This is a genomic window from Acinetobacter sp. YH01004 (assembly GCF_013420455.1).
Taxonomy (GTDB): Bacteria; Pseudomonadota; Gammaproteobacteria; order Pseudomonadales; family Moraxellaceae; genus Acinetobacter; species Acinetobacter towneri.
Window position 1 is genome coordinate 87,493 of sequence record NZ_VOXZ01000004.1, and the last position, 23,322, is coordinate 110,814.

The window sequence follows — 23,322 nt, forward strand, 5'->3', positions numbered from 1 at the left end:
TAAACTGATACACATCAGATTAGTCGCACCCTGAAAACCACTTCAGGCTAAAGCGTTTGATGTATTGGATCTGCACAATTTGTAAAGATACGACGATAATTCCGTATCAAGACACTCTATCTATGAAAGAAGAGATGATCTTCGAGCAATGTGACAGTGAAAGTTACACACATCCAATACACCGCTCGTCCGCCAGTGAAGCGATCAGGTGACTTTATCCGTTTAAAGGTTAAAGCCGTATTGCCATCATCAATACGTGAATCATACACCGCAGCCCCACACAAAAAGGCCGGTAAAAAAAACTCAGACCACAATTGGTTTTTTTGAGATCTGAGCAGTTGATCCGTGATGCTTGATGTTCGCTACGTGTCTAGCGATTTTTTGCTGTGTATCACTATTAGGTGTTACACCCATGAAACGTATGTTGATTAATGCAACACATGCCGAAGAAATTCGCGTTGCACTTGTCACTGGTCAGCGTCTTTACGATTTCGATTTAGAAAATCGTACCCGTGAACAAAAAAAATCGAATATCTACAAAGGTCATGTGACCCGTGTAGAACCTTCTTTAGAAGCCGTATTTGTTGAATACGGTGCAGGTCGCCAAGGCTTCCTGTCGATGCGTGAAATCGCAAACTCTTATTACAAAGCCGACCCTCGCCAAACTTCTAATATTCGTGAACTGATCACTGAAGGCACTGAGCTTTTGGTACAGGTAGAAAAAGAAGAACGTGGCAACAAAGGTGCTGCGCTCTCTACCTTCATTTCTTTGGCTGGTCGTTATTTAGTGCTTATGCCAAATAACCCGAAAGGTGGCGGTATCAGTCGTCAAATTTCAGGTTCTGTGCGTGAAGAACTCAAAGAAATGTTGGCATCTTTAAACGTGCCACGCGGCATGAGCGTGATTGTACGTACTGCGGGCATTGGTCGTTCACAAGAAGAATTACAGCTTGATTTACAACACTTGCTTGACCTTTGGGCGCAAATTCAAAACACCGCAAGCTCTGGCCCATCGCCAATGTTGGTACACCAAGAAGCAGGTGTGGTGACACGTGCGATTCGTGACTACTTACGTGATGATGTTGCCGAAATTTTAATTGACTCAGAACAAGCTTATAACGAAGCCTATAACTTCGTAAAAGCCGTGATGCCACGTCAGTTAGACAAGCTAAAAACCTATACTTTAAATGAGCCGCTATTCGCGCATTTTGGTATCGAAAGCCAAATTCAAACAGCTTATGAGCGTGAAGTGAAATTGCCTTCAGGCGGCTCAATTGTCATTGACCAAACTGAAGCATTAGTTTCAATTGACATCAACTCGGCTAAGTCTACCCGTGGTCAAGATGTTGAAGATACTGCGCTTAATACCAACCTTGAAGCTGCCGAAGAAATTGCGCGTCAATTGCGTTTACGCGACATCGGTGGTTTGGTGGTCATCGACTTTATCGACATGACCAAAGACCGCAACCAACGTATGGTTGAAGCCAAACTTCGTGAAGCAACACAAAGTGACCGCGCACGTATTCAATTTGGTCAATTATCACGTTTTGGTTTAATGGAAATGAGCCGTCAGCGCTTACGTCCATCACTTGAAGAAGCGACTGGTTACGTTTGCCCACGCTGTCACGGTACAGGCATGGTACGTGACCTACGCTCTCTTTCACTTTCAATTATGCGTAAAGTGGAAGAAATTGCCCTGCGTGAACGTCATGGTGAAGTTCAAGTCGAAGTACCTGTTGAAATTGCAGCATTCTTACTGAATGAAAAACGTCACAGTCTGGTTTACCTTGAGCAAACTTCAAATGTGCGTGTGACTGTATTACCTCACCCACACTTAGAAACCCCGCATTACGAAATTTCGTATAATCCTGAAGGCTTTGCACCAACCAGCTATGAACGTACTGAAGCAACTCGTTCAAGCGAAAAAGAGTTGGGTTATGAATCTTCTGAATGGCATTTAGAAGAAGCCGATCAATCGCACAGCCACGCTGCTGCACCTGCGGCAGAAAAAACTTCTGCAAGAAAACCACAAGCAGCACAGCAAAATAAAGCATCTGCACAACAGCAGCTTGCACCTGCGGCAGCCACAACAGCTGCAAGCCCATGTGCATGGTTAGAAAACCTGTTTGTTCAAAAGCAAGCCAGCACCATTGATCAAGCACGTAGTGCCAACAATGCGGCAGCAGCCATTGAGCAAATGGTAAATAGCGGTGCCGTGAGCCGTGGTCAGTTTGGTCAAATTGCAACTGCATCTGCTGCCCCTGCTGCAAGCAGTCAAAATGTATACCTTACACCATCGACAGTGGCACAAAAAACTGAACGTGACTCTGCAGAGAAATCTGCTGAACGTGAAGACAAACCGGCTCCTCGTCACAACAACAAAAAGCCGCGTCATAGCAACAACAATAACAAGCACAAAGAGCAACGTGAGCCACAAACTCAGCACGACAATCAACAACATCAAGTGCATGAAGAAGTGGTTCAGATGTCGCGTCAGGAGCAACGTCAGGAAGCGCGTGAAAACAAACGCAATTCTCGTCGTCAGCACAGCAATGACCAAGCACCGCAGCAGCAAGAAGCTCAAAATAACAATGAGCAGCAAAATGCCGTGCCACGTCGTGACCGTCGTAACCAGCCTCGTCCAGAACGCCCAAATCGTCACCGCGACCCAAGCGTATTGAATGAGCAAGCACCTACCGCAGTGGCTTCTAATCAGCCGAAAGTGGACTTAATTGATGCACCGCGTCAAGAGTTCAACACGACGGCTTTGGTGGTGAATGTCGATCAGGCTCAAACTGAAATTGTGGCATTGAATGCTGCGCCATTAGCGGCTGAACCAGTCACAGCAGTAGAAGCAACTGTGCCTGAAACGGTTGCTGAACCAACTCAAGCTGTTGCTGCGGTAGAAGCTGCTCCAGTTGTTGCAGAAGAAACAGCTGCACCTGCGGAAGTACAAGCACAACCGACTGCGCCTGCAAAACGTGCCAGCAACGATCCGCGTCAGCGTCGTCGTCAGCAACGTGAAGCTCAAGCACAGCAAGCAGCTGCACCAAAGTTAACGCCTTCACAGGTGCCAACTTTAGCGCAATACAGCATTGGTAGTCTGATTCGCCACGTCTATGGTGAAGATTGCTCAGTCCTGATTGAACAGTTTGGTTTAATTCCAACGTTCAATCGTGCTTTGCAAAAGTTCACCGATGAATATGCGGCAACGCTTGCAACAGCTGCGCCTGTGGCAGAGAAAAAACCTGTCACACGTGATGTGGAAGTTGCCAAAGCTGCTCCTGAAGCAGAACCTGCACCTGTGTTAGATCTGACTCCACCAAAACCTGTGTCAGATAAGCGTGTTGCCAACGATCCGCGTGAGCGTCGTCGTTTAGCCAAACAAGCTGCTGAGCAAGCCTTGGAACAAGCCAAGCAAGCACAGGCAGTAGAAAAAGCTGAAGCAGAAAGCACACCTGCAGCAGAGCCAACGACTGACGTTGTGGCAACTACCGACGCATCTGTAGAAGCAAACTCTACTGCAGAAACGTCTGTAGCGCTAAGCACAGAAGTCGAAGCAACTACAGAAGTAAACCCTGAAGTAGAGGCTACAACTGAAGCTACTCAGCCAGAGTTGAACGCGCAAGACGACCTTGCACAAACTGTCACTGAAACTGCAGCAGCGCAAGAAGAAACTGCCGTTGAAGTGGTCGCACCTGTACAAGTGGAATTAGCAGTAGATGACCCAGTCGAAACTGCTGAATCTGAACAGGACAAAGCAGAAAAAGAGAAAACTGCACGTCCGCGTCGCCCACGTGGTCGTCCACCTAAAAAAGTAACTCCGCCAACTGAGTCTTAATTCTCACTTTTGCAGCGGAATAAAAAAATCCAGTCATTTTAATGACTGGATTTTTTTTGCTACTTTAGAGCAAATGCAGTGGTGACTTAAATTTAAGCAAGTTAATTTGGTGTTAGGTGTTTTTGATTTTTAACAGCTTTTATAAAAACATCAGTCAAAGCTAAAAATTAGGTTGATTGCACTAGGACTAAGGGATTACAAAACAATAAGACGCGATGCTTTGCAGATGCAACGGATGATGACAAAAACAGGATTCTTATGTACCAGATGACAAAAAGCGATTTAATTGGCTTAACGGATGTTGCGGCAAAAATTCCGCAGTTTATGACTAAAGTGCCCCACCTGATCACAGGGTTAAAGCAAGCCTATTTACGCACACCCAATACGCCTGCAGGCTTAGGTCTTGCGTTTGAAAAAGCCGTGCATCGTAACCCGCATGGTTGTGCCTTGATGTTTGAAGATCAGCAGTACAGCTATTTGCAGCTCAACGCATGGGCTAACCAAATTGCACATTACTATTTAAGCATTGGCGCACGCAAAGGTGATGTCATTGCGGTGATGTTGGAAAATCGCCCTGAATTAATTGCCAGTGTCATTGGCTTGGCAAAAATTGGCGTTATCACGGCTTTGGTCAATACCGCACAAGTCGCCAAAGTTTTGGCGCACAGCATCAATTTAGTCAAACCAATTGCCGTGATTGTGGGGGAAGAATGTCGCCAAGCCATTGCCGATATTCGCCAAGAACTTGAGCTTGCAGAAAATCGTCTGTATTGGTTTGCAGATCAAAATACCCGTACCGATGCCGGCACTGCGCCTGAAGGTTTTCAAAATTTAGCGCAATGCATTGCATCATTCCCAAGCTTTAATCCTGCCACCACACAGTCGGTACAGGGCAAAGATGGGCTGTTTTATATCTATACCTCAGGTACAACAGGCTTGCCTAAAGCGGTGATTTTCACCAATAGCCGTTGGACGTTGGCTTATGGTACCTATGGTCATGTCTTGGGTTTAAATCAGGATGATGTGATGTACTGCACTCTGCCGCTGTACCATGCCACAGGTATTGTGGTGTGCTGGTGTGGCGTAATTGCAGGCAGTGCCACCTTTGCCATCCGTAGAAAATACTCCACTTCATGCTTCTGGCAAGATGTACACAAATTCAATGCCTCTGCGATTGGCTATGTGGGCGAATTGTGCCGTTATTTAATGGATGCGCCTGCTTCTGATTTAGAGCGTGGGCATCGTGTGACCAAAATGATTGGCAATGGCATGCGTCCTAATATTTGGAGCAAATTCAAAACACGCTTTGGCGTTCAGGAAATTCTGGAACTGTATGCGTCTAGCGAAGGCAACGTCGGCTTTAGCAATGTGTTTAACTTTGACAACACGGTTGGTTTTTCACCGACACCTTATGCGGTCATTCAGTTTGATAAAGAAAAAAATGAACCCGTACGCGATGCCAAAGGCAAATGCATGAAAGTCAAAAAAGGCGAAGTCGGCTTATTGATTGGAAAAATCACCCGTCGCTCACCGTTTGATGGCTACACCGACCCTGAAAAAAACAAGGCGGTGATGATGCAAAACGTGTTTAAACAAGGCGATGCCTATTTTAACACGGGCGATTTAGTCCGCGACATTGGCTTCCGTCACGCCCAGTTTGTTGATCGTTTAGGTGATACCTTCCGCTGGAAAGGTGAGAACGTATCCACCACAGAAGTAGAAAACATTGTCAGTGACTATGAAAAAATTGCTGAAGCTGTCGTGTATGGCGTTGAAATCCCACATACCAATGGTCGTGCAGGTATGGCTGCGATTACCTTAAACGAAGGCTGCCAGTTAGATGAACAAGACTTGCGTCAAATGCTGGTGGAGTTTAAAAAAGCAATGCCCGCTTATGCAGTACCCGTTTTTTTACGCATTCAAAAGCAAATGCAAACTACAGGTACATTTAAATATCAGAAGAACACCCTGAAAACTCAAGGTTTTGATTTAAAACAGTGTGATGAAAAAATTCTGGTGTTATTGCCAAACCAATCTGCTTATTGCGAACTGACCCAAGAAATTTACGACAATATTCAACAGTATCAATATCGCTTCTAAGCCACCAGGTTGCCTATTTTTTGATTAGATACGACAAATTTGTTGCATTTATAATCAAACATAGGCAACTTTTTTATTTTTTACTTGCGCTCGCTTCATATCTTGCTACAATACGCTCCATCAAACGAAGTGGTGCTTAAAACCCTCTGGTTTTTCTTGCACTTCACAATCAAGCCTGCTTGATTGCTGGTTCAGGGTCGTTAGCTCAGTCGGTAGAGCAGCGGACTTTTAATCCGTTGGTCCCGCGTTCGAATCGCGGACGACCCACCATTTCCTTGATCAACCTTAGATGGGTCGTTAGCTCAGTCGGTAGAGCAGCGGACTTTTAATCCGTTGGTCCCGCGTTCGAATCGCGGACGACCCACCATCTTCTTCAAGGTTGATATTCTAAAAATGATCATCATCATTTTTACTCCTCTGGGTCGTTAGCTCAGTCGGTAGAGCAGCGGACTTTTAATCCGTTGGTCCCGCGTTCGAATCGCGGACGACCCACCATTCCTTCTAAAAAATCCTTTAAATTACCAGTCATCACAGCACTGTTCTGTGGATCATACTGTTTCATAATTTACTATCAAATTCCCGTATTCTGCCCTGTTTGAATCACAGCCTTTTATCCACTACACCTTGCTCAATTCAGTTGTAGAAGATGTACCATCATTGGCAAATCATGCTTTACACATCCCAAATAAAAACTTGAGGCAAAACAAAAGCCCAAAAGTTTTTCACTCATAGGCTAAGGATTGAATGAGCGAATAATTAACTTGCTCTGATTAAATGATAATTTTGCGAAGGTAAGGGATTGGTTTTAAAGTATTCACGATTATTTTCTGTCGCAATCGCAATTTTGTTTTTATCCATAATTAAATTATGGTCTTGATCAATATTATAGTAAAAGTTCACCCCAGAGGCGCGTGCCACCACAATTTGATGTGCGTCTTCATCATAGAACCATAAGTCTTTGCGGTATTTTTTTTCATTGTCATAACTGATTTGCCCCGCATTGACAAAAATACGATGCGCTGTCCCATCAGGTAATAAGGTCAGAATATAATCGACTGTTCCGCGTTCGCACATAACAAACTTATCTTCACAGCTAATCTGAATAGTATAGCGTCCCACATAAGTCAGATGATTTTCGGGAATATGATGTTCTGTTGCAGCCGTTTGCATGGGTGCGGTTGCCTGCCCTGCTACTTCAGTCAGTCTTTTGGTTTCTACCTGTTCTGTATATTTTTGCACTGCAGCTTGCTCAAGTTGTGAATCATCGCATCCAAGCAATGCCACTGCACTCCATATAGAAACTGCGCAAATATTTAATTTAGCCGACACACTATCCCTCATATAGAGTGACCAGACCGAGTATTCAGTCCTATTCAAACCACCGAATAGACAGCTAATGTAAGGCATGCTTTTCCTCAATCCTTTGTGGTCAAGCGCTTACTCTGCCCATCGCTTCTCTCTGATATTTTAGGTGGATGCTGGTTTAAGCAACACCAAAAGTTACATAACTTTACTAATTGCCTTGCTCACCGCCCTTTAAAAACCCAAGTGCATCACCATTTTTATTCTATATACAGATGATGTGCTGTGAAGCTAAACATCGGCATGTATTTATTTTGAATTTTAGATCTCTTAAGGAGAATTAGATGGCCAATGTTGGTTTATATCGCTCTAACCGCTCAAATATGATTGCTGGGGTCATGGGTGGTATTGCTGAACGTTTTGGTTGGAACGCAAATTTACTGCGCTTAATTTTTGTGATTGTTTCCGTGATGAGCGCTGCCTTTCCTGGCATTTTGGTGTATTTGGTGTTGTGGTTGGTGATCCCTAAACAAAACCAGTCGAATACAACAAACTATACTCAGGGCTACACAAGACCTGTGCGCACGGTCAATCCTGATCAAGACCGATAAACGGTATTGAAATTTGAAAGACTGACCATATTTAAAGATTCATAGGCTTGAATCGTTTACCGATTCACTCGTAGACACCACCCTATTCACACAACTTTCTTCTTTTTCGCTACGATTGCTCCCCCAAGCATCGTAGCTTTTTTTTGCCTTTCAACCTGCAATATATTTTAAAAGTCACAGCATTTCAGGATTGAGTCGTGTTGAATACGCATCGACAATACAAGTCAATCAATTGGTCTTTACAGCAAGCTGTTGATTTAAGACGGCAATCATATCGGCACGGCTAATAATCCCCACCAAACGCTGCTGCTCTACCACAGGAATGTAGTTAAAAGAACGCTCGACAAAGTACGGTACAAGGTCTTGAATACTTTGTTGCGGTTGCACCGTGACCACTTGGCGCAACATGATATGTTTTACTTGATGTTTCCAGCTATAAGGTAAATCTGTTGCGTGTTTAAACCATTCCACCACTTCATACAGCGCCAAAGTTCCCACCAAATGTTGTTCAGTATCAATGACTGGTAAACTCATTAAATTCATGTGTTTGAATTTTTCTAAAGCACTGTGAATATCCTCATCTTGCTGCAAACTAACCACATCTTTACTCATAATATCGGCACAAGTCAGTGCTTGAGTTTGTCGTTCACTGGCTTTGTGTTGCGCTTCTAAAATGATTTTTTGTAAGTCGTATTCACTAATATCTAGCAACTGGGTTTGTGCATCTAAAACATCTTGAATATCTTGCGGCTGAATAGTGGCTTTTTGAGTAGGCGTTGGGTCTTGGGTACGTTGATTCAACTGTGGCGTTTGAGGATAAGGCTTGCCAATCATGCGGTTAAATACGATTGCAATCATCATCAGCAAAACTGAATTAAGCAGCACAGGATAAAAAATAAAGTGATAACCCAGCTCACGCACGGCATCTCCGCCAAGCACTGCGGTAATGGCCACTGCTCCACTCGGTGGATGCAGCGAATCGGTGGTCATCATCAAGAAAATAGATAAAGCCACAGCCACACTAAAGGCTTCGGTTAAATTTGGAATATATAAAGCACAGCTCACGCCCATAATTGCTGCAATACTGTTCCCAACTACAATATTCCACGGCTGCGCCAAAGGACTGGCAGGCACAGCAAACAACAATACCGAAGATGCACCCATTGGCGCGATATACCATGCGTTAATATCGCCCAACACCCACCAACTGATCAGGGAAGATAATGCCAAACCCAATAATGCGCCCAAACCACAAAGTAGGCGTTCTTTTAACGGCAATACTTTAAAATTGGGTTTCAGCGTATTCAGCCAATCAAGTTGTGAATGAAACACGGGCAGGCAATCCAGTGGTGACAATTGGACAAGATTATAAGGCAATCATTCAGTAAGATGTATTTGTTTTATATCTTTCATTTATCAGTGAATTTGTAAAACCCCAAACAACCAACCGCTAGTTGTGCTTTAACCTTTGCCAGCACCCCGCAAAATCCTTATAATTGAGCACAATTTTTCTCTAATTTTAAGTGGATGACCATGAGTCGCGCCATATCGCATATTGATACCTTTCAAGGCTTAATTCTTGCCTTACAAAACTACTGGGCGGAGCAGGGCTGCGTCGTTTTACAACCTTACGATATGGAAATGGGTGCAGGGACATTCCACACTGCCACTTTCCTACGTGCTTTAGGTCCAGAAACATGGAACGCGGCGTATGTACAACCATCTCGTCGTCCTAAAGATGGTCGTTATGGCGAAAACCCGAACCGCTTACAACACTACTATCAATTTCAGGTGGTGCTGAAACCAAACCCAGACAACATTCAACAGTTGTATTTAGATTCTTTAAAAGCAATTGGAATTGACCCATTGGTGCATGACATTCGCTTTGTAGAAGATAACTGGGAATCTCCAACTCTTGGCGCTTGGGGCTTGGGTTGGGAAGTATGGCTAAACGGCATGGAAGTGACTCAGTTTACTTACTTCCAGCAAGTCGGTGGTGTTGAGTGCTACCCTGTAACAGGCGAAATCACCTACGGTCTTGAACGTCTGGCAATGTACTTGCAAGGTGTAGACTCAGTTTACGACTTGGTTTGGACTAAAGGACAGTTTGGTACTGTAACGTATGGCGATGTGTTCCATCAAAACGAAGTTGAACAATCGACCTATAACTTTGAATACGCACCTGTAGAAAAAATGTTTGAACTGTTTGACTTCTATGAAGTAGAAGCGAGCCGTTTAATTGCAGCAGAATTACCGCTACCTGCTTATGAGCAAGTGATTAAAGCATCTCACTGCTTTAACCTCTTGGATGCGCGCGGTGCAATTTCTGTGACTGAGCGTCAGCGTTATATTTTACGTGTCCGTACTTTGGCACGTTCTATTGCACAAAGTTATGTGGCTGCACGTGCAAAATTAGGCTTCCCAATGGCTGAACCACATTTACGTGATGAAGTCTTGGCACAATTAAAAGCACAGGTTGAAGCGGAAGCCAAAGCGCAAAATACTGAGGAAAGCAAATAATGTCTAAACATACAGTTTTATTTGAACTCGGTTGCGAAGAACTCCCACCGAAAAGCTTAAAAACCTTACGTGATGCACTACTTGCAGAAACTGAAAAAGGTTTAAAAGATGCAGGCTTGGCTTTTGATGCAATTGAAGCCTATGCAGCACCACGTCGCTTGGCACTTAAAATTGCTAATGTTGATGCCGCACAAGCAGACACACAAAAACGCTTTGACGGCCCTGCTGTTCAAGCTGCTTACGATGCCGAAGGCAAACCAACCAAAGCCCTTGAAGGCTTTATGCGCGGTCAAGGCATTACTGTAGATCAAGTATCTACATTCCAAGCAGGTAAAGTTGAAAAAGTGTGCTACTTAAAAGACGTGAAAGGTCAAAGCCTTGATGCGTTATTGCCACACATTTTACAAACAGCATTGGACAACCTGCCAATTGCAAAACGTATGCGTTCTGCTGCAAGCCGTACTGAATTTGTGCGCCCAGTAAAATGGGGCGTTTTACTTAAAGATCATCAAGTAATTGAAGCAACGATTCAAGACCATCAGGCAGGTAATGTCACTTATGGACATCGTTTCCATGCACCTGAAGCAATCACCCTTGCACATGCAGATGAATACCTTGAGAAGTTAAAAGCAGCGCACGTTGTCGCTTCTTTTGAAGAGCGTCAAGCGATCATTGATCAGCAAGTAAAAGCATTAGCGGATGAAGTGAATGCGATTGCAATTGTTCCTGCGGATCTACGTGACGAAGTCACTGCACTGGTTGAATGGCCGGTAGCTTTACGTGCCAGCTTTGAAGAACGCTTCCTTGCCGTTCCTCAAGAAGCCCTGATCACTACCATGCAGGATAATCAGAAGTATTTCTGTCTGGTGAATGCTGAAAACAAATTACAGCCTTACTTCATTACCGTTTCAAACATTGAGTCTAAAGACCCGACTCAAATTATTGAAGGTAATGAAAAAGTGGTGCGCCCACGTTTGTCTGATGCTGAATTCTTCTTCTTGCAAGACCAAAAACAACCACTTGCATCACGCAAAGAAAAATTGGCCAACATGGTTTTCCAAGCGCAATTGGGCACACTTTGGAACAAGTCTGAACGCATTGCCAAACTGGCTGTTGCTTTGGCGCCAATTACGGGTGCAAATCCGCAAGATGCAGAAAAAGCTGCTTTACTTGCAAAATGCGACTTAACCTCTGAATTGGTGGGTGAATTCCCAGAACTTCAAGGGATTGCGGGAACTTACTACGCACGTCTTGAAGGTGAAAATGACGAAGTTGCAGAAGCACTGGGTGAACAATACTTACCTAAATTTGCGGGTGATGTGCTTCCTAAAACCAAAACAGGCACGACGATTGCCCTTGCAGACCGTTTAGACACGCTCACAGGTATTTTTGGTATTGGTCAAGCACCGACAGGTTCTAAAGACCCATTTGCATTGCGTCGTTCTGCGATTGGTATTTTGCGCCTTGTAACAGAAAACGGTTTAGATGTTTCAATTGAAGACTTAATTAAACTAGCCTTGGCTGCTTATGGTGATGTCTTGAAAGACCACGACAAGACTTTGGCAGATGCAGTCGCATTCCTTGAAGGTCGTTACCGTGCGAAATACGAAGATCAAGGTGTTGCGGTAGATGTGATTCAAGCCGTTCAAGCTTTATCACCAAAATCTCCACTAGATTTTGATAAGCGTGTGAATGCAGTAAATCACTTCCGTGCCTTGCCTGAAGCGGCTGCATTGGCTGCTGCAAACAAGCGTGTTGCCAACATTTTAGCCAAAGAAACCGCGCCTGAAGGTACTGTCGTTGAAGTAAACTTGGTAGAAGATGCAGAAAAAGCATTATTCGCTGAACTTGCAAAAATCACACCTGTGGTTGAGCCATTATTGGCAGCAAAAGACTACACCACTGCACTTTCTCAATTGGCTGCATTACGTGCGCCTATTGATGCCTTCTTTGACAGTGTCATGGTGATGGCAGATGATGCTGAGTTGAAAGCCAACCGCTTACGTTTACTCGCGCAGTTACGTGATTTATTTACACGTGTTGCAGATGTAAGTGTGTTGCAGCACTAAAGTCTTAATTACTTGTAAATTAAAAGAAACCCCGCTATTTTGATAGTGGGGTTTTTACATATTGATGAAAATGAAATTATCACAAGCTCAAAAAGCATTAGAATTTTTAAAATCTAATCCTAATCAAAAATTTACAGCTAGATTTATTGCTGATAAATTAATTGCTACATATCCTCAAGATTATATCGAGAAAAGAAATAATATTAAATTTGAAAACAATGAGGGTGCTTTTAAACAACAAGTTATTCGAGAGTTATATAGTATTTTCCCAGACTTAATTCAAAATAATCCTTGTGTAAAATATCAAGAAAGACCACGTCCACGCCAATATTGGTATGACCCCCCTTCAAATCTTTCACCAACAACAGGAATTGACTTCCATAATTCATTAATTATTGATGCAGAAGACAATAATCCACCACCAATTCAAGAAAAAATATTTTCAGAGTACGACTTATACCCTATTCTCATCGAATATTTGTCTAAAGAGCTAAACCTCTATAGCCTGAGAATTGATGAAAAAAAGTCTTCAAATAATCGTGGTCAAAACGGCAATCAATGGTTACACCCCGATATTGTTGCGATGCAACCCATTGATAAAAAATGGCATGAATTAATAAGAACTTGTGTTAAACATGGTTCTGGACAAAATGTGCGTTTATGGTCATTTGAAGTAAAAAAAGAATTAACAGGCTCAAATATCCGAAGTAGCTTTTTCCAAGCAGTCAGTAATTCCAGTTGGGCAAATGAGGGCTACCTAGTAGCAACCTCTATTTCAACAAATGAAGTTGAAGAAGAACTGCGTATGCTTTCAGCTTTACATGGTATAGGTGTAATTTTACTCAACCCAGAAAATCCAACAGAAAGTGAAATCCTTTTGCCAGCTCGACGACGTTCAGAGGTGGATTGGCAATCAATAAATCGAATTTTGACTGAAAACTTGGATTTTAAAAACTTTATAGAGTTGGTTTCTATCTACTATCAAACTGGACGTATTCGTTCACAAGATTGGAATCATTAATCTATAGGCATTTCACTTCAGATTCCCTATACTCAACCTAACAACACTCAACAAGAAAACGAGCTTATGAAACTTAAAACACTCATTTTATCGGGTTTAACTTGCCTTTCTCTTAGTGCGTGTACTTCTGCACCTGTTATTCCGCAGCTTACTGCAGGTGTTTTACAAGAAGTGAAAAATATTGAAGTTTACCCAGACACTGTCAATAACAGCGCCAAACTCACAAAATTTATTGATAAATGCGTGATCGAATTTACAGGCACACTGCAAGCAGGTCGTTCTATTGAACAATGGGCATTTAAAGGCAATGCATTAATTTCAGCTGGTTCTGCAACATTTGCACAAGATGGGACTAGCATAGCAACTCACTTTGACTTGCATGATGCAACTGTGCAAAAGAACTTCATCACCTTACGCAACCATTTTCATAAAGATGCGCTTGCACAATGCAACTAAGCTAAAAACAGCTTTGAATGTATCTTGATGTAGCAAGATTGTTGGACTTTCAATATAAATACAGCATCGCTTGATATTTCAAACTAAGATGATAAAAGCAGTGTAGCCATTGCTGCCCTGCTTTAACAACTCTCCAGAGTAACAAGACCCACAATTTTATGTGGGTCTTCTTCTTTAAGCCTGAAATGCTGCCATAATTTCAAATATTTTAAAGTTTCAAACAATGTAAATTTCACCTAAAAATACATCATACTTGCGAAAAATAAACACTGCAGATCATCTAGGCTTTATACAATGCAGTACATTCTATTCAAAACCTTTCAACGACCAGTATTCGGCATCCTAAGAGGCGCAGCACAATGAAAAAGATCAATGTCAGCATTTGTATTGGACTATTACTCAGTAGTGCTTCGGTGTGGGCACAAAATAGTGATGCGCAAATTCAAAGCAATAAACCAATTCAGCCTTATGCAGACAATCCAAACCTTTTGCATGTTTGGGCATATAAAACTCAGGAAGGCGTGATTCAAGCTGCACAAAAAGTCGGTGAAGTAACCGAAAAAGGTATTGAAAAAATTCGCCCATCGGCACATCAAGCTTTAGACAACGCCAAACAATTGGGCAGTCAGGGTGCGGCTCAAGCCAAACATACTGGGCAGCAACTTGCCAACAATGTAAATACTAAAATTCAGGAAACCAAAGAAGTGATTACAGGACAAAGTGATCATGCCGTGCCTATCTATCAAGCACCATTAAGCGCGCCTTCGCAGAATATCGCCCCTGCAGCCACCATTGCCGCACCTACTCAAGAAGCACAGACTCAGACTCCACCAAGTACAGATACTGAAGAAGAAATTAAAGTGATTAAGCTATAATTTTTTTGATTTATTGGTTTGCTCAAAATTATAAAAACAACTCAGTGCAAATAAAAAAGCCTGCATTTAATCTGCAGGCTTATTCATGTGATAGCGTATCGATTTTTGAATTTGTCGGAATACATAAGCGCCTAATCCCAACAATACCAACAAACCTAAAGCAAAAAATAGATAAGCCTTCGGCTCAGGCGCATCTGCAAACAAAGTCGCAGATAAAATGAAACTGGACAGCAAAACAAGCACAGCAGGCATCAACAACTTGGTCATACATACTACCCTTGGAATGATCAACAAAACCATGTTTTAAGATCATCTTAGCCCAATGGCAAAACAATACAAGTGTCTAAAATTTAAACCTTCTAAATAATGGATCAAACTTTGCAGCTTACTGTTCCAGTTCTAGGGTAAATTTGGCAGTATCTGGCAAATCTTCCACAAAGTCGTTGCCGCCAAACTCATCACTGCTCAGGTTCAAATCTTTATAGCTCAACACAAAATAGTCGCTATATTTTTTCAATATTAATGGGTGCATACCTGCAGCAAGTGCATCTTGTTCTTTGCATAGTTTCATGACATGACGATCATTCATACTAATTAAATAGCGTTCATCATTCAGATAAATTTGCACCAAACCACTGCCCTTTGCATAAATCGGAATCAGGAATTTATGGTTTAAGGCAATTGCATGTGCGGCATAGCTCTCAATTTTTTGGCTGATGATGTTAAACACCAAACCATGACCAAAATGGTCGAGCAAGACATTACGATTTTCATACGGTAACTGAATTTGTAAGCCAAGTTTGTTTAAATCGTGCTGATCGACCTGTTTATTGCTAAGCAAGGAGCGAATCAGGTTTTGTTTCAACTTGGCATCAAAAAAGTTACTGTCTAGCTGTAAGTTATTGTATTTTAAAATACGACCTAAAGACCAGCGATGGTTCGGCAAGACATTTTCAATCACTTTACGATAGTAAAACTTGCTGTTTTTTTTCACCTTGCGAATTTTTTGGTAAAAGAACGGCGCATCAAAAGGATGGGTTAAAAAGTCATTCAGTAATTCAGAGTTGGCTAAAATCGCAATTGCATCATGCCCTGTAAATGGCAAATGTAAGGTATGTAAATGCGGAATTAAAGGCTGAATTTTTAAATAATGCCCACGATCTTCAGCATAATATTGGTCATAGACCACAATATATTCACGCTGTGCCGATACATCTTGCGCTTGAATGCGCATATTGGCATTTAAGTCTGCATGATAAAACATGTTATAGCGTGGGTCATGAATATCTTCAGGGTCAATTGAATATTGCGGCACCAAAGCCACAATGCGGTTTAAATCCAGCAAATTGGAATATTTAATTGCCGCATAGCCACCCATTGAGCCGCCATAGCCCACGCGAATTTTAAACGGAGCAATCAGGTCTTGAATGGCTGCCAACATGGCACGCATAGAAGCTTCAGGAAACCATGATTTTTCCTTAGGCATGACCCCAATCACATTAAAATGAAACTTTTCCAGTGATTTTTCGGCATTAATAGACGTTCCTTTGGCCCGTGTAATTAAATCGCCAAAAGAAAAAATCAGCTCCTGAGATGAGCCTTTCATGAAAATAGCGCGGATATGTCCGTCTTCAAAAATTATGTGTTTGTCCATTCCCACACCGGCGCCAAGGCGCTGAATTAAACCGTTACTTTAAACTTGAATACCCTGTACGCAAGTCCAAAAGTGAATATGTTATTTTATAGATGCACAGCAGATTAAAAATCGCAAAATATGACACAATCTCTACATCCTGCCGCACAACAAGGTTTTGCTTTAGGGGCAAACCTATATCAACAAGTTCGTCCCAGTTACCCGCAAGAAGTCGATGTTTTCCTGCAAGATCAGCTCCAAGTTCCACTTAATAGCAATATTGTAGACTTGGGTTCTGGCACAGGAAAGTTCCTGCCACATTTGCTCAAACTGACAACTCAGCTTATAGCGGTAGATCCGATTGCCAGCATGTTAGCCGAATTAGAACAACTTTACCCACAAGTTAAGACAATTCAAGCACGAAGTGAGCAATTACCACTGCACGATCAATGTGCAGATTTGGTGAGCTGTGCGCAATCTTTTCATTGGTTTGCCAATCTGCAAAGTTTAAAGGAAATTCACCGAATCTTAAAACCGCAAGGTCATTTGCTGTTAATTTGGAATCAACGTGATATTTCAGTCAATTGGGTCAATGCACTGGCAAAGATGATTTTGCCTTTTGAGGGCGATACACCGCGTTTTCACAATCAGGACTGGCGTCAGGTATTTGCCGATACAGATTTATTCCAACTTACTCACGAGCAGAAATTTCATCACACGCATGTTGGTACAGTTGAACAAGTCGTGTCTAAGCGTTTGCTTTCGACCAGTTTCATTGCTGCAATGCCAACTGAACAGCAACAACAACTCAAAACACAATTTGAACAATTAGTATTAGAATATACGAATAAGCATGTGCAAGATGAAATTGAATTTCCCTATTGCACACATTTGTATGTCTATCAAAAAGTTGAATGAGAGGGAGCAAATAAATGCAAATAACCTTTAAACACGCGATTGCTCCCTTAACAATTTTTTTGGCGTTCTCCCTCAGCGCTTGCGAGCGCAGCAAAGTAGAACATGCAGACAAACTCAGCCCTGAAGATCAAATCATGCAAACTCAGGTCGAGCAAGCCGCGATTCAGCCCTTTGAAATGACTGCGGATGACCCGCATGATATTCAATTGCTGATGGATTATGAACAACGCCATGACCAAATGAGCAATGATTTGGAAGATGAGTTAGAACGCTTGCATGAAAGCCAACAACTCGATGCTGCATTTGCACAAAATCGCCTGCAGGACAACATTCAATCTGCCTTGAGTATGCTCAAAGAACTGGATTTAAAGACACCGCAAGGGCGTTATATTCAAGGCCTAATGAGTCATTATTGGGAACAGCAAGCGCAATATCTAGCAACTCAAAATACAACTTCTGCACCTTATCCTGTCAGCAAACAACAACGTCAGCAAGGCTTAGCAGACTTGCTACAGGCGCAGCAACAACTAGAACATTGGCGTGGGCAATATCCACAACTTGATGAATAACGTGTTTTACGGACGCTGCTGTAAATACTGATGCACTCCTTCAGCGGCAGCGCGTCCTGTAGCAAAACAGGCTGTCAGCAAATAGCCGCCCGTTGGCGCATCCCAATCCAGCATTTCACCACAGAGAAAAACGTGTGGATTGGAATTTAACTGCAATTGTGCAGATAAAACCTCACGTTTGACTCCGCCCGCACAGCTAATTGCTTCTTCAATAGGACGAAAACCCTTTAAAGGCACCGTTAAATTTTTAATCTGCTGCGCCAATTGCATAGGTTGCTGCCAAAGGGCTTTATCCACCAACTCACGCACGACTGCAGACTTCACGGCATCCAAACCTGCCTTACGCCAAATATTGCTTACAGACTGTTTTTTGGAAGGTTGCAACTTTTGGTAGAGTTGCTCAACGGTTAAATCGGGTAGCAAATCGAGTTGTAACTGCAGCGGTTGTTGAGCGTGCTGCAACTGTCGCAATGCTCGCCCTTGCTTATAAATTAAGCCACTTTCCAAACCATAATGGCTAATCACAATATCGCCCATGCTCGCTTCAGCGCCTTTCACCCATGCTTGCACACGTTTTAAAGGTTGTCCAAAAACTGGCTGCATATAGTTAGACCAGTGACATTCCACCCCTGCATTACTGGCTTGAAAAGGCTGAATTTCATTGGCAGATAACCAACGCTGCCATGCACCTTCACTACCTAATTTTGACCACGACACTGCTCCACATGCCATCACAATAGCGGCAAACTGCTGTTGTTCAACTTGCGCTGTACTTAGATTTTGAATACTGAGTTGATTGTTCTTTAAATCACATACCTGATGCCGATAATGAAACTGCACGCCTGCATCAACCAAGCGTTTTAACCATGCGCGTAGCAAAGGTGCGGCTTTCATTTCTTGTGGAAAAATTCGCCCCGATGAACCTACATAAGACTGAATACCTAAACCCTGCATCCAGTTTTGAATCCAAGCCGCATCCCATTGTTGAATCCACGGCGCCAACCATTCCGCCCGATCATAACGCTGAATAAATTGTGCAATCGGTTCGGCATGTGAAATATTCAGCCCCGTTTTACCTGCCATCAAAAACTTACGTGCCGCTGAAGGTTTCTGCTCATAGACATGCACATCATAGGCATACTGACTCAGCACTTCGGCAGCCATTAGCCCTGCTGGCCCTGCTCCTATAATTGCAATGCGCTGTTTCATGCCTGTTTACTCAGTTGTTGCACTTGAGTCTGCAGAAACTTTCGCCTCAACTGCAGCAGGTGTTAAAGTCAGCTGCTGTCCTTGCAAAGGCTGAAAATCATCAAAACGGGTTGTATAAGCTACTGGTTTGGTGATCAACAGTTCCTGACAACGCTCGCCACGTGCTAAATATTTGATTTCAAAGTGAGTGCGTGCTGAATCTACTGGAACATCCTGCTGAATAAATGGCAACTTCCACACTTCAATCAGCTGTTGCTGTGCTTCTGCAATATATTCAGGAATATTACTCACCAAAGTAATGCTGCCACCTGCTTTTAAGCGTGACAATAAAAACTCAAAAAACGGCATATTCAACCAACGCTGGGTGGCATTATGCGGTTCTGGATTCGGATATAAAATAAAGAATTGCTCGACTTGAGCAGGAAATAAAGCATGCACAATCCATGGAATCGCATCGGCATGAACAATCTGTAAGTTCTGCTGACCTTCAAGCTGATGCTGTTTTTGCATCGCCAAAAATTTTTCACGGGTGCGCTCAATTGCAATCAACTTGTGCTCAGGATGCTGCCCGCTAAACAATAGGGCGTGTTTACCTTTTCCGGCCCCAATTTCCACACAAACCGATTCATTGGCAATGGCTTGAAAATCACGAGGGGCATGCATACGCTGTGCTTGAAATTGACGAATTGGCATAATCAGATCAAACTTACAAAATTCGGCACAAGTCTATCAAGTCAGGTGCTATTTGCCTAATCCAATCCTGCATTTTTCATTTGGAGTTGATCATGCCACGTACTTTCCCTTGCCCACGTTGTGGCGAAGCTACACAATGGGAAGACAATCCTTTTCGTCCATTTTGTTCTGAGCGTTGCAAGCTCATTGATTTAGGCGCATGGGCAAATGACGAGTATCGTTTACCCACCCAAGATGCTCCGCAAGCAGAAAACTCTGAGGAATAAGCAATAAATTTCCACGCCAAATATTGCCTAAAACTACACACAGTTTCATGGAATTTTTCACATTTTTAGAAAAATTATTCAAAATTTAGTTGTTCTATAATTGCTTTCAGCAGAATTAGCACAGGTTATACTTTGCACTATTCGTGACTCCGTCACTGCACATAACAATAAAGAAAGCAAAAAATAACCTAGGAACATTTCACCATGGAAATCATGTTAAAAGGAATTGTAATGCTGTGTATTTTACTCTCTACCAGCAGTTTAGGCTTTGGACTGTACGCGCATGATTTACTCATGCTGTGCATAGGCATCTTACTGACAATTTTCACAATGCTGTTTGCAATTGAAAGCAAACAAATGCTGAATAATCCCTTTCGCAAATAAAAAAGTCAGCGACTGCTGACTTTTTCTTAAAGCATAAATACACACTGCTTTTAACCTGCTTGCCCCGCCACAAAAGGGTTGTTCTGTTTTTCAAATCCAATGGTACTGATGGGACCATGCCCCGAAATAAACTGAGTGTCATCGGGCAAACTAAAACACTCGCGCTGAATTGAATCTAATAATTGTTGATGATTCCCACGTGGAAAATCGGTGCGTCCAATCGAGCCTTTAAATAGCACATCGCCTGTCCACAAGACGCCATATTTTGCATTATAAAACATCACATGGCCTGGGGTATGCCCTGGTGCATAACGCACTTCAAAGCTTTCTTGACCCAATTGCAGCACTTCACCACCCTCTAACCACTGTGTAACCGTGACTTGTTCAGGGATAGGAAAACCATAACGTGCAGACACTTCTTGCAGTTGATCTAACCAAAAAGCATCTTCTTTCTGTGGACCAATCACAGGAACATTCCAGTAATGTTGCAACGCACCAACAGCCCCCGCATGGTCTAAATGTCCATGAGTGAGCCACAAAGCTTTCACCGTTAAACCCAACGCTTCAACTTCGGCTTTCAGCTTTTCAGGCTCACCGCCTGCATCAATCAAAATTGCTTCTTTGCTTTCTGCATCCCACACAATCGAGCAGTTTTGCTGAAAAGCGGTGACGGGAACAATTTTGACTTGCAACATGGTGGCGAACCTCAAAAATTAATGGCTTAGGTTAAGCTTTACAGCATCAAGATTAGCTTGAAGTAAATGTTTGAGCAAATCCAAATGATCGGCACGGGTATTCAGTGCAGGAATATAGGCATATTCTTTGCCACCTGCTTGTAAAAACAATTCTGCGTTTTGAATTGCCAATTCTTCTAGCGTTTCCAAACAATCTGCAGAAAAAGCAGGACTCATAATTTGCACCGACTTCACGCCCTGCTGTCCCCATTCTTCAAGTAAGACATCGGTATAGGGTTTGACCCATTCTTGTTTGCCAAAACGTGACTGGAAGCTAATTGCCCACTGATCATCATTTAAATTTAAAGCATCGGCAAGCAATTTGGCCGTGATCCGACAACGCTCTGCATACGGATCACCCTTATCGGCATACGGCTGTGGAATGCCATGAAACGACATCAATAATTTTTCTGCCACACCATGCTCGGCTTGAAATTCACGCACACTTTGCGCCAACGCCTGAATGTATAAAGGATGCTGATAATAATCACGAATGATGGATAAGCCCGGCAAATTACGCTGCTGTGGCACCCATTTGGCAACGGCATCATATAAAGGTGCAGTCGAAGTTGCCGAATATTGTGGAAATAAAGGGAACAAAATCACGTGATCTTGAGGATTTTGACTCAAAGCTGCCAAAGCCTGTTGAATACCCGGATTGCCATAGGTCATTACCGGTAGAATATTCAATTCAAACTCAGGATATAGCGGCAATAACTGCTGTTTTAAAGCATCAACCTGTTGCAACAAAATTTCCCGCATCGGTGAATCTTGCTGCCAGACCATGGCATAAGCATGTGCAACACGCTTAGGACGAAATGGCAAAATGAATAAGTTCAAAATGATTTGCCAAATCGGTTTTGGAATTTCAATCACCCGTTGATCGGATAAAAACTGCTTTAAAAAACGGCGAACCGCTGCTGCAGTCGGTTCATCAGGCGTACCTAAATTGGCTAAAAGAACGGTTACTTTGGGTTTTGCTGTAGACAACATCCAGCCCTCGTGTCTGATGATTGAGCCCGACTACTTTAACAGTTTTTTCACTCTGTATTGAGAGATTAATACGGTGTTTTAAATGAATAAACCCGATCGGTATCTAGCAAATTGCTCTCTAAAAGTTTTTGCGCTTTTGCCGTGGTTTGCCACAACATCCGCTGACGATCATCACGCCCCGCCTGCACAATCCAGTCATTTTGACGCATTTGCATTTTAATCTGATGCAAGGCCCGAATATTGATTTGGGCACGTGCAACTGCATGCGCACGTGGCATGATCCGACGTGCATCCTCCAAACCAGTTTCATTCAAATATTCATTCATGCGTTTCGAAAAATATTCTTCAGGGGTTGGATGAATAAAAGTATTGCCTAAAATTGCCAACAACTGCGCCCAACTTAAACTTCGCTCAACTTTCAGCTCTCTAAAGTTACCATCCTGATAGGCATGCATGCGATATTCAAAACGATATGATTCATTCATCGACACTTTAGATACGCTTAGAAACGGGTCTGCTTCGCGCTGTCCCACATCGGTTTCCAGCTGACGTAACTTACTTTTTAAACGTTCAATTTCATCATGCAAAGCTTGTGTATTTTGCGGGCGCACCCAACCAGAAGTCGGATAACGCTCTAGCATTTGCGACATATTAAAGCGGACAGCAAGCTCTAAATCACGCAGAGTGCGGTAGCTAAACACCTGATCGACTTCTTGTTGTAATAATTTACGGAACTCTTTGAATTTTTCACGCAATTCAGGTTTTTCATCATGTAAAGATGAATCACGTGAATCTGGGTCTTCGTGCATAAATACAATGATCGGCTTTTGCTTGGTGACTGCATAAATATACTCTAAATGCATATACCCCACGCCCGACACCGATTGCTCACCGTACTGGCTGCCCAATAGAATCACCACATAATCACAATCATCAATTTGACGGCGTGCAAATGCAGTGCTGAGTGGGGTACGTTGTTCTAAACCCCACGAAAAAAAACCCATTCCCACCAATGTTTGTGCCAAGATCACTCGTTCTGGCTGCATATCTGCCCCAGACGTCGAGATAAAGACCTGATAGCGCTTATCGAGCATTGGTTTCCCCTCTCCTATTGCCATTACAAGTCGG

21 protein-coding genes and 3 tRNA genes are annotated in these 23,322 nt (G+C 42.8%); 15 read left to right on the plus strand and 9 right to left on the minus strand.

The features are described from left to right. The first annotated feature begins 412 nt into the window (after nt 1-412). The 5 genes from FTT71_RS04290 to FTT71_RS04310 all read left to right on the plus strand — a co-directional run bounded on the left by FTT71_RS04290 (nt 413) and on the right by FTT71_RS04310 (nt 6,436). Nucleotides 413-3,841, plus strand: coding sequence for an Rne/Rng family ribonuclease (locus FTT71_RS04290; RefSeq protein WP_180160723.1), 3,429 nt, complete (start codon nt 413-415; stop codon nt 3,839-3,841). A gap of 258 nt (nt 3,842-4,099) precedes the next feature. Continuing rightward, nucleotides 4,100-5,941, plus strand: coding sequence for a long-chain-acyl-CoA synthetase (locus tag FTT71_RS04295; RefSeq protein WP_180160724.1), 1,842 nt, complete (start codon nt 4,100-4,102; stop codon nt 5,939-5,941). A gap of 194 nt (nt 5,942-6,135) precedes the next feature. Continuing rightward, nucleotides 6,136-6,211, plus strand: a tRNA-Lys gene (locus FTT71_RS04300). A 21-nt stretch (nt 6,212-6,232) separates the two neighbouring features. Next, a tRNA-Lys gene (locus FTT71_RS04305) sits at nt 6,233-6,308 on the plus strand. Nucleotides 6,309-6,360: 52 nt separating this feature from the next. Then, a tRNA-Lys gene (locus FTT71_RS04310) sits at nt 6,361-6,436 on the plus strand. A 261-nt stretch (nt 6,437-6,697) separates the two neighbouring features. Here the strand turns inward: FTT71_RS04310 and FTT71_RS04315 are convergent. After that, entirely contained in the window at nt 6,698-7,270 is a 573-nt protein-coding gene (locus FTT71_RS04315) for a hypothetical protein (protein ID WP_179988476.1), read from the minus strand. A gap of 317 nt (nt 7,271-7,587) precedes the next feature. Between FTT71_RS04315 and FTT71_RS04320 the strand changes: the two genes are divergently transcribed. After that, nucleotides 7,588-7,854 (plus strand): PspC domain-containing protein, encoded by a 267-nt coding sequence (locus tag FTT71_RS04320; RefSeq protein ID WP_131261073.1) that lies wholly within the window; start codon nt 7,588-7,590, stop codon nt 7,852-7,854. A 228-nt stretch (nt 7,855-8,082) separates the two neighbouring features. Here the strand turns inward: FTT71_RS04320 and FTT71_RS04325 are convergent, their stop codons facing one another. Continuing rightward, nucleotides 8,083-9,186, minus strand: a complete 1,104-nt coding sequence (locus FTT71_RS04325) for an HPP family protein (RefSeq protein ID WP_096901312.1) — start codon at nt 9,184-9,186, stop codon at nt 8,083-8,085. Nucleotides 9,187-9,387: 201 nt separating this feature from the next. On the opposite strand from FTT71_RS04325, the gene glyQ reads away from it, so the two are divergent. The 5 genes from glyQ to FTT71_RS04350 all read left to right on the plus strand — a co-directional run bounded on the left by glyQ (nt 9,388) and on the right by FTT71_RS04350 (nt 14,795). Beyond that, nucleotides 9,388-10,374: a glycine--tRNA ligase subunit alpha gene (glyQ, locus tag FTT71_RS04330; protein WP_004976017.1), complete on the plus strand. Its 987-nt coding sequence runs from the start codon at nt 9,388-9,390 to the stop codon at nt 10,372-10,374. Further along, nucleotides 10,374-12,443: a glycine--tRNA ligase subunit beta gene (gene glyS, locus FTT71_RS04335; RefSeq protein ID WP_180160725.1), complete on the plus strand. Its 2,070-nt coding sequence runs from the start codon at nt 10,374-10,376 to the stop codon at nt 12,441-12,443. The genes glyQ and glyS overlap by 1 nt, the downstream gene beginning before the upstream one ends. 70 nt (nt 12,444-12,513) lie before the next feature. Then, the gene (locus FTT71_RS04340; RefSeq protein WP_179996343.1) at nt 12,514-13,464 is read left to right on the plus strand and encodes a COG2958 family protein; all 951 of its coding nucleotides are present in this window, start codon (nt 12,514-12,516) and stop codon (nt 13,462-13,464) included. Between the two features lie 66 nt (nt 13,465-13,530). Continuing rightward, nucleotides 13,531-13,920, plus strand: a complete 390-nt coding sequence (locus FTT71_RS04345; protein WP_004976007.1) for a hypothetical protein — start codon at nt 13,531-13,533, stop codon at nt 13,918-13,920. A gap of 359 nt (nt 13,921-14,279) precedes the next feature. After that, the gene (locus FTT71_RS04350; RefSeq protein ID WP_180160726.1) at nt 14,280-14,795 is read left to right on the plus strand and encodes a hypothetical protein; all 516 of its coding nucleotides are present in this window, start codon (nt 14,280-14,282) and stop codon (nt 14,793-14,795) included. Nucleotides 14,796-14,861: 66 nt separating this feature from the next. Here the strand turns inward: FTT71_RS04350 and FTT71_RS04355 are convergent, their stop codons facing one another. Next, complete coding sequence (locus tag FTT71_RS04355; protein ID WP_131261079.1) at nt 14,862-15,062, minus strand: hypothetical protein; 201 nt, start codon at nt 15,060-15,062, stop codon at nt 14,862-14,864. Between the two features lie 118 nt (nt 15,063-15,180). Beyond that, nucleotides 15,181-16,449: a hypothetical protein gene (locus FTT71_RS04360; RefSeq protein WP_131261080.1), complete on the minus strand. Its 1,269-nt coding sequence runs from the start codon at nt 16,447-16,449 to the stop codon at nt 15,181-15,183. Between the two features lie 120 nt (nt 16,450-16,569). On the opposite strand from FTT71_RS04360, the gene FTT71_RS04365 reads away from it, so the two are divergent. Both FTT71_RS04365 and FTT71_RS04370 read left to right on the plus strand, forming a co-directional pair. Continuing rightward, nucleotides 16,570-17,346, plus strand: a complete 777-nt coding sequence (locus FTT71_RS04365) for a class I SAM-dependent methyltransferase (protein ID WP_167845740.1) — start codon at nt 16,570-16,572, stop codon at nt 17,344-17,346. Nucleotides 17,347-17,360: 14 nt separating this feature from the next. Continuing rightward, complete coding sequence (locus tag FTT71_RS04370; RefSeq protein WP_154321094.1) at nt 17,361-17,915, plus strand: hypothetical protein; 555 nt, start codon at nt 17,361-17,363, stop codon at nt 17,913-17,915. A gap of 6 nt (nt 17,916-17,921) precedes the next feature. Here the strand turns inward: FTT71_RS04370 and FTT71_RS04375 are convergent, their stop codons facing one another. After that, nucleotides 17,922-19,124, minus strand: coding sequence for a TIGR03862 family flavoprotein (locus FTT71_RS04375; protein ID WP_180160727.1), 1,203 nt, complete (start codon nt 19,122-19,124; stop codon nt 17,922-17,924). A 6-nt stretch (nt 19,125-19,130) separates the two neighbouring features. Beyond that, a complete protein-coding gene (locus FTT71_RS04380) occupies nt 19,131-19,823 on the minus strand; it encodes a tRNA (guanine-N(7)-)-methyltransferase (protein WP_225543524.1) in 693 nt (230 codons plus the stop codon). An 86-nt stretch (nt 19,824-19,909) separates the two neighbouring features. Between FTT71_RS04380 and FTT71_RS04385 the strand changes: the two genes are divergently transcribed. Next, nucleotides 19,910-20,083 carry a DNA gyrase inhibitor YacG gene (locus tag FTT71_RS04385; protein WP_154321096.1) on the plus strand — a complete coding sequence of 58 codons (174 nt, stop codon included), beginning with the start codon at nt 19,910-19,912 and terminating at the stop codon, nt 20,081-20,083. A 204-nt stretch (nt 20,084-20,287) separates the two neighbouring features. Beyond that, nucleotides 20,288-20,467 (plus strand): hypothetical protein, encoded by a 180-nt coding sequence (locus FTT71_RS04390; protein ID WP_004975984.1) that lies wholly within the window; start codon nt 20,288-20,290, stop codon nt 20,465-20,467. A gap of 50 nt (nt 20,468-20,517) precedes the next feature. On the opposite strand, the gene FTT71_RS04395 is transcribed toward FTT71_RS04390, so the two are convergent. From FTT71_RS04395 to FTT71_RS04405, 3 genes are all read right to left on the minus strand, one after another. Beyond that, on the minus strand, nt 20,518-21,162 hold the full coding sequence (locus FTT71_RS04395) for an MBL fold metallo-hydrolase (RefSeq protein ID WP_131261085.1): 645 nt from the start codon (nt 21,160-21,162) through the stop codon (nt 20,518-20,520). A gap of 18 nt (nt 21,163-21,180) precedes the next feature. After that, the gene (hemH, locus tag FTT71_RS04400; RefSeq protein ID WP_104852985.1) at nt 21,181-22,194 is read right to left on the minus strand and encodes a ferrochelatase; all 1,014 of its coding nucleotides are present in this window, start codon (nt 22,192-22,194) and stop codon (nt 21,181-21,183) included. A gap of 65 nt (nt 22,195-22,259) precedes the next feature. Next, nucleotides 22,260-23,288: a DUF4062 domain-containing protein gene (locus FTT71_RS04405; protein ID WP_096901324.1), complete on the minus strand. Its 1,029-nt coding sequence runs from the start codon at nt 23,286-23,288 to the stop codon at nt 22,260-22,262. Between the last annotated feature and the right edge of the window lie 34 nt (nt 23,289-23,322).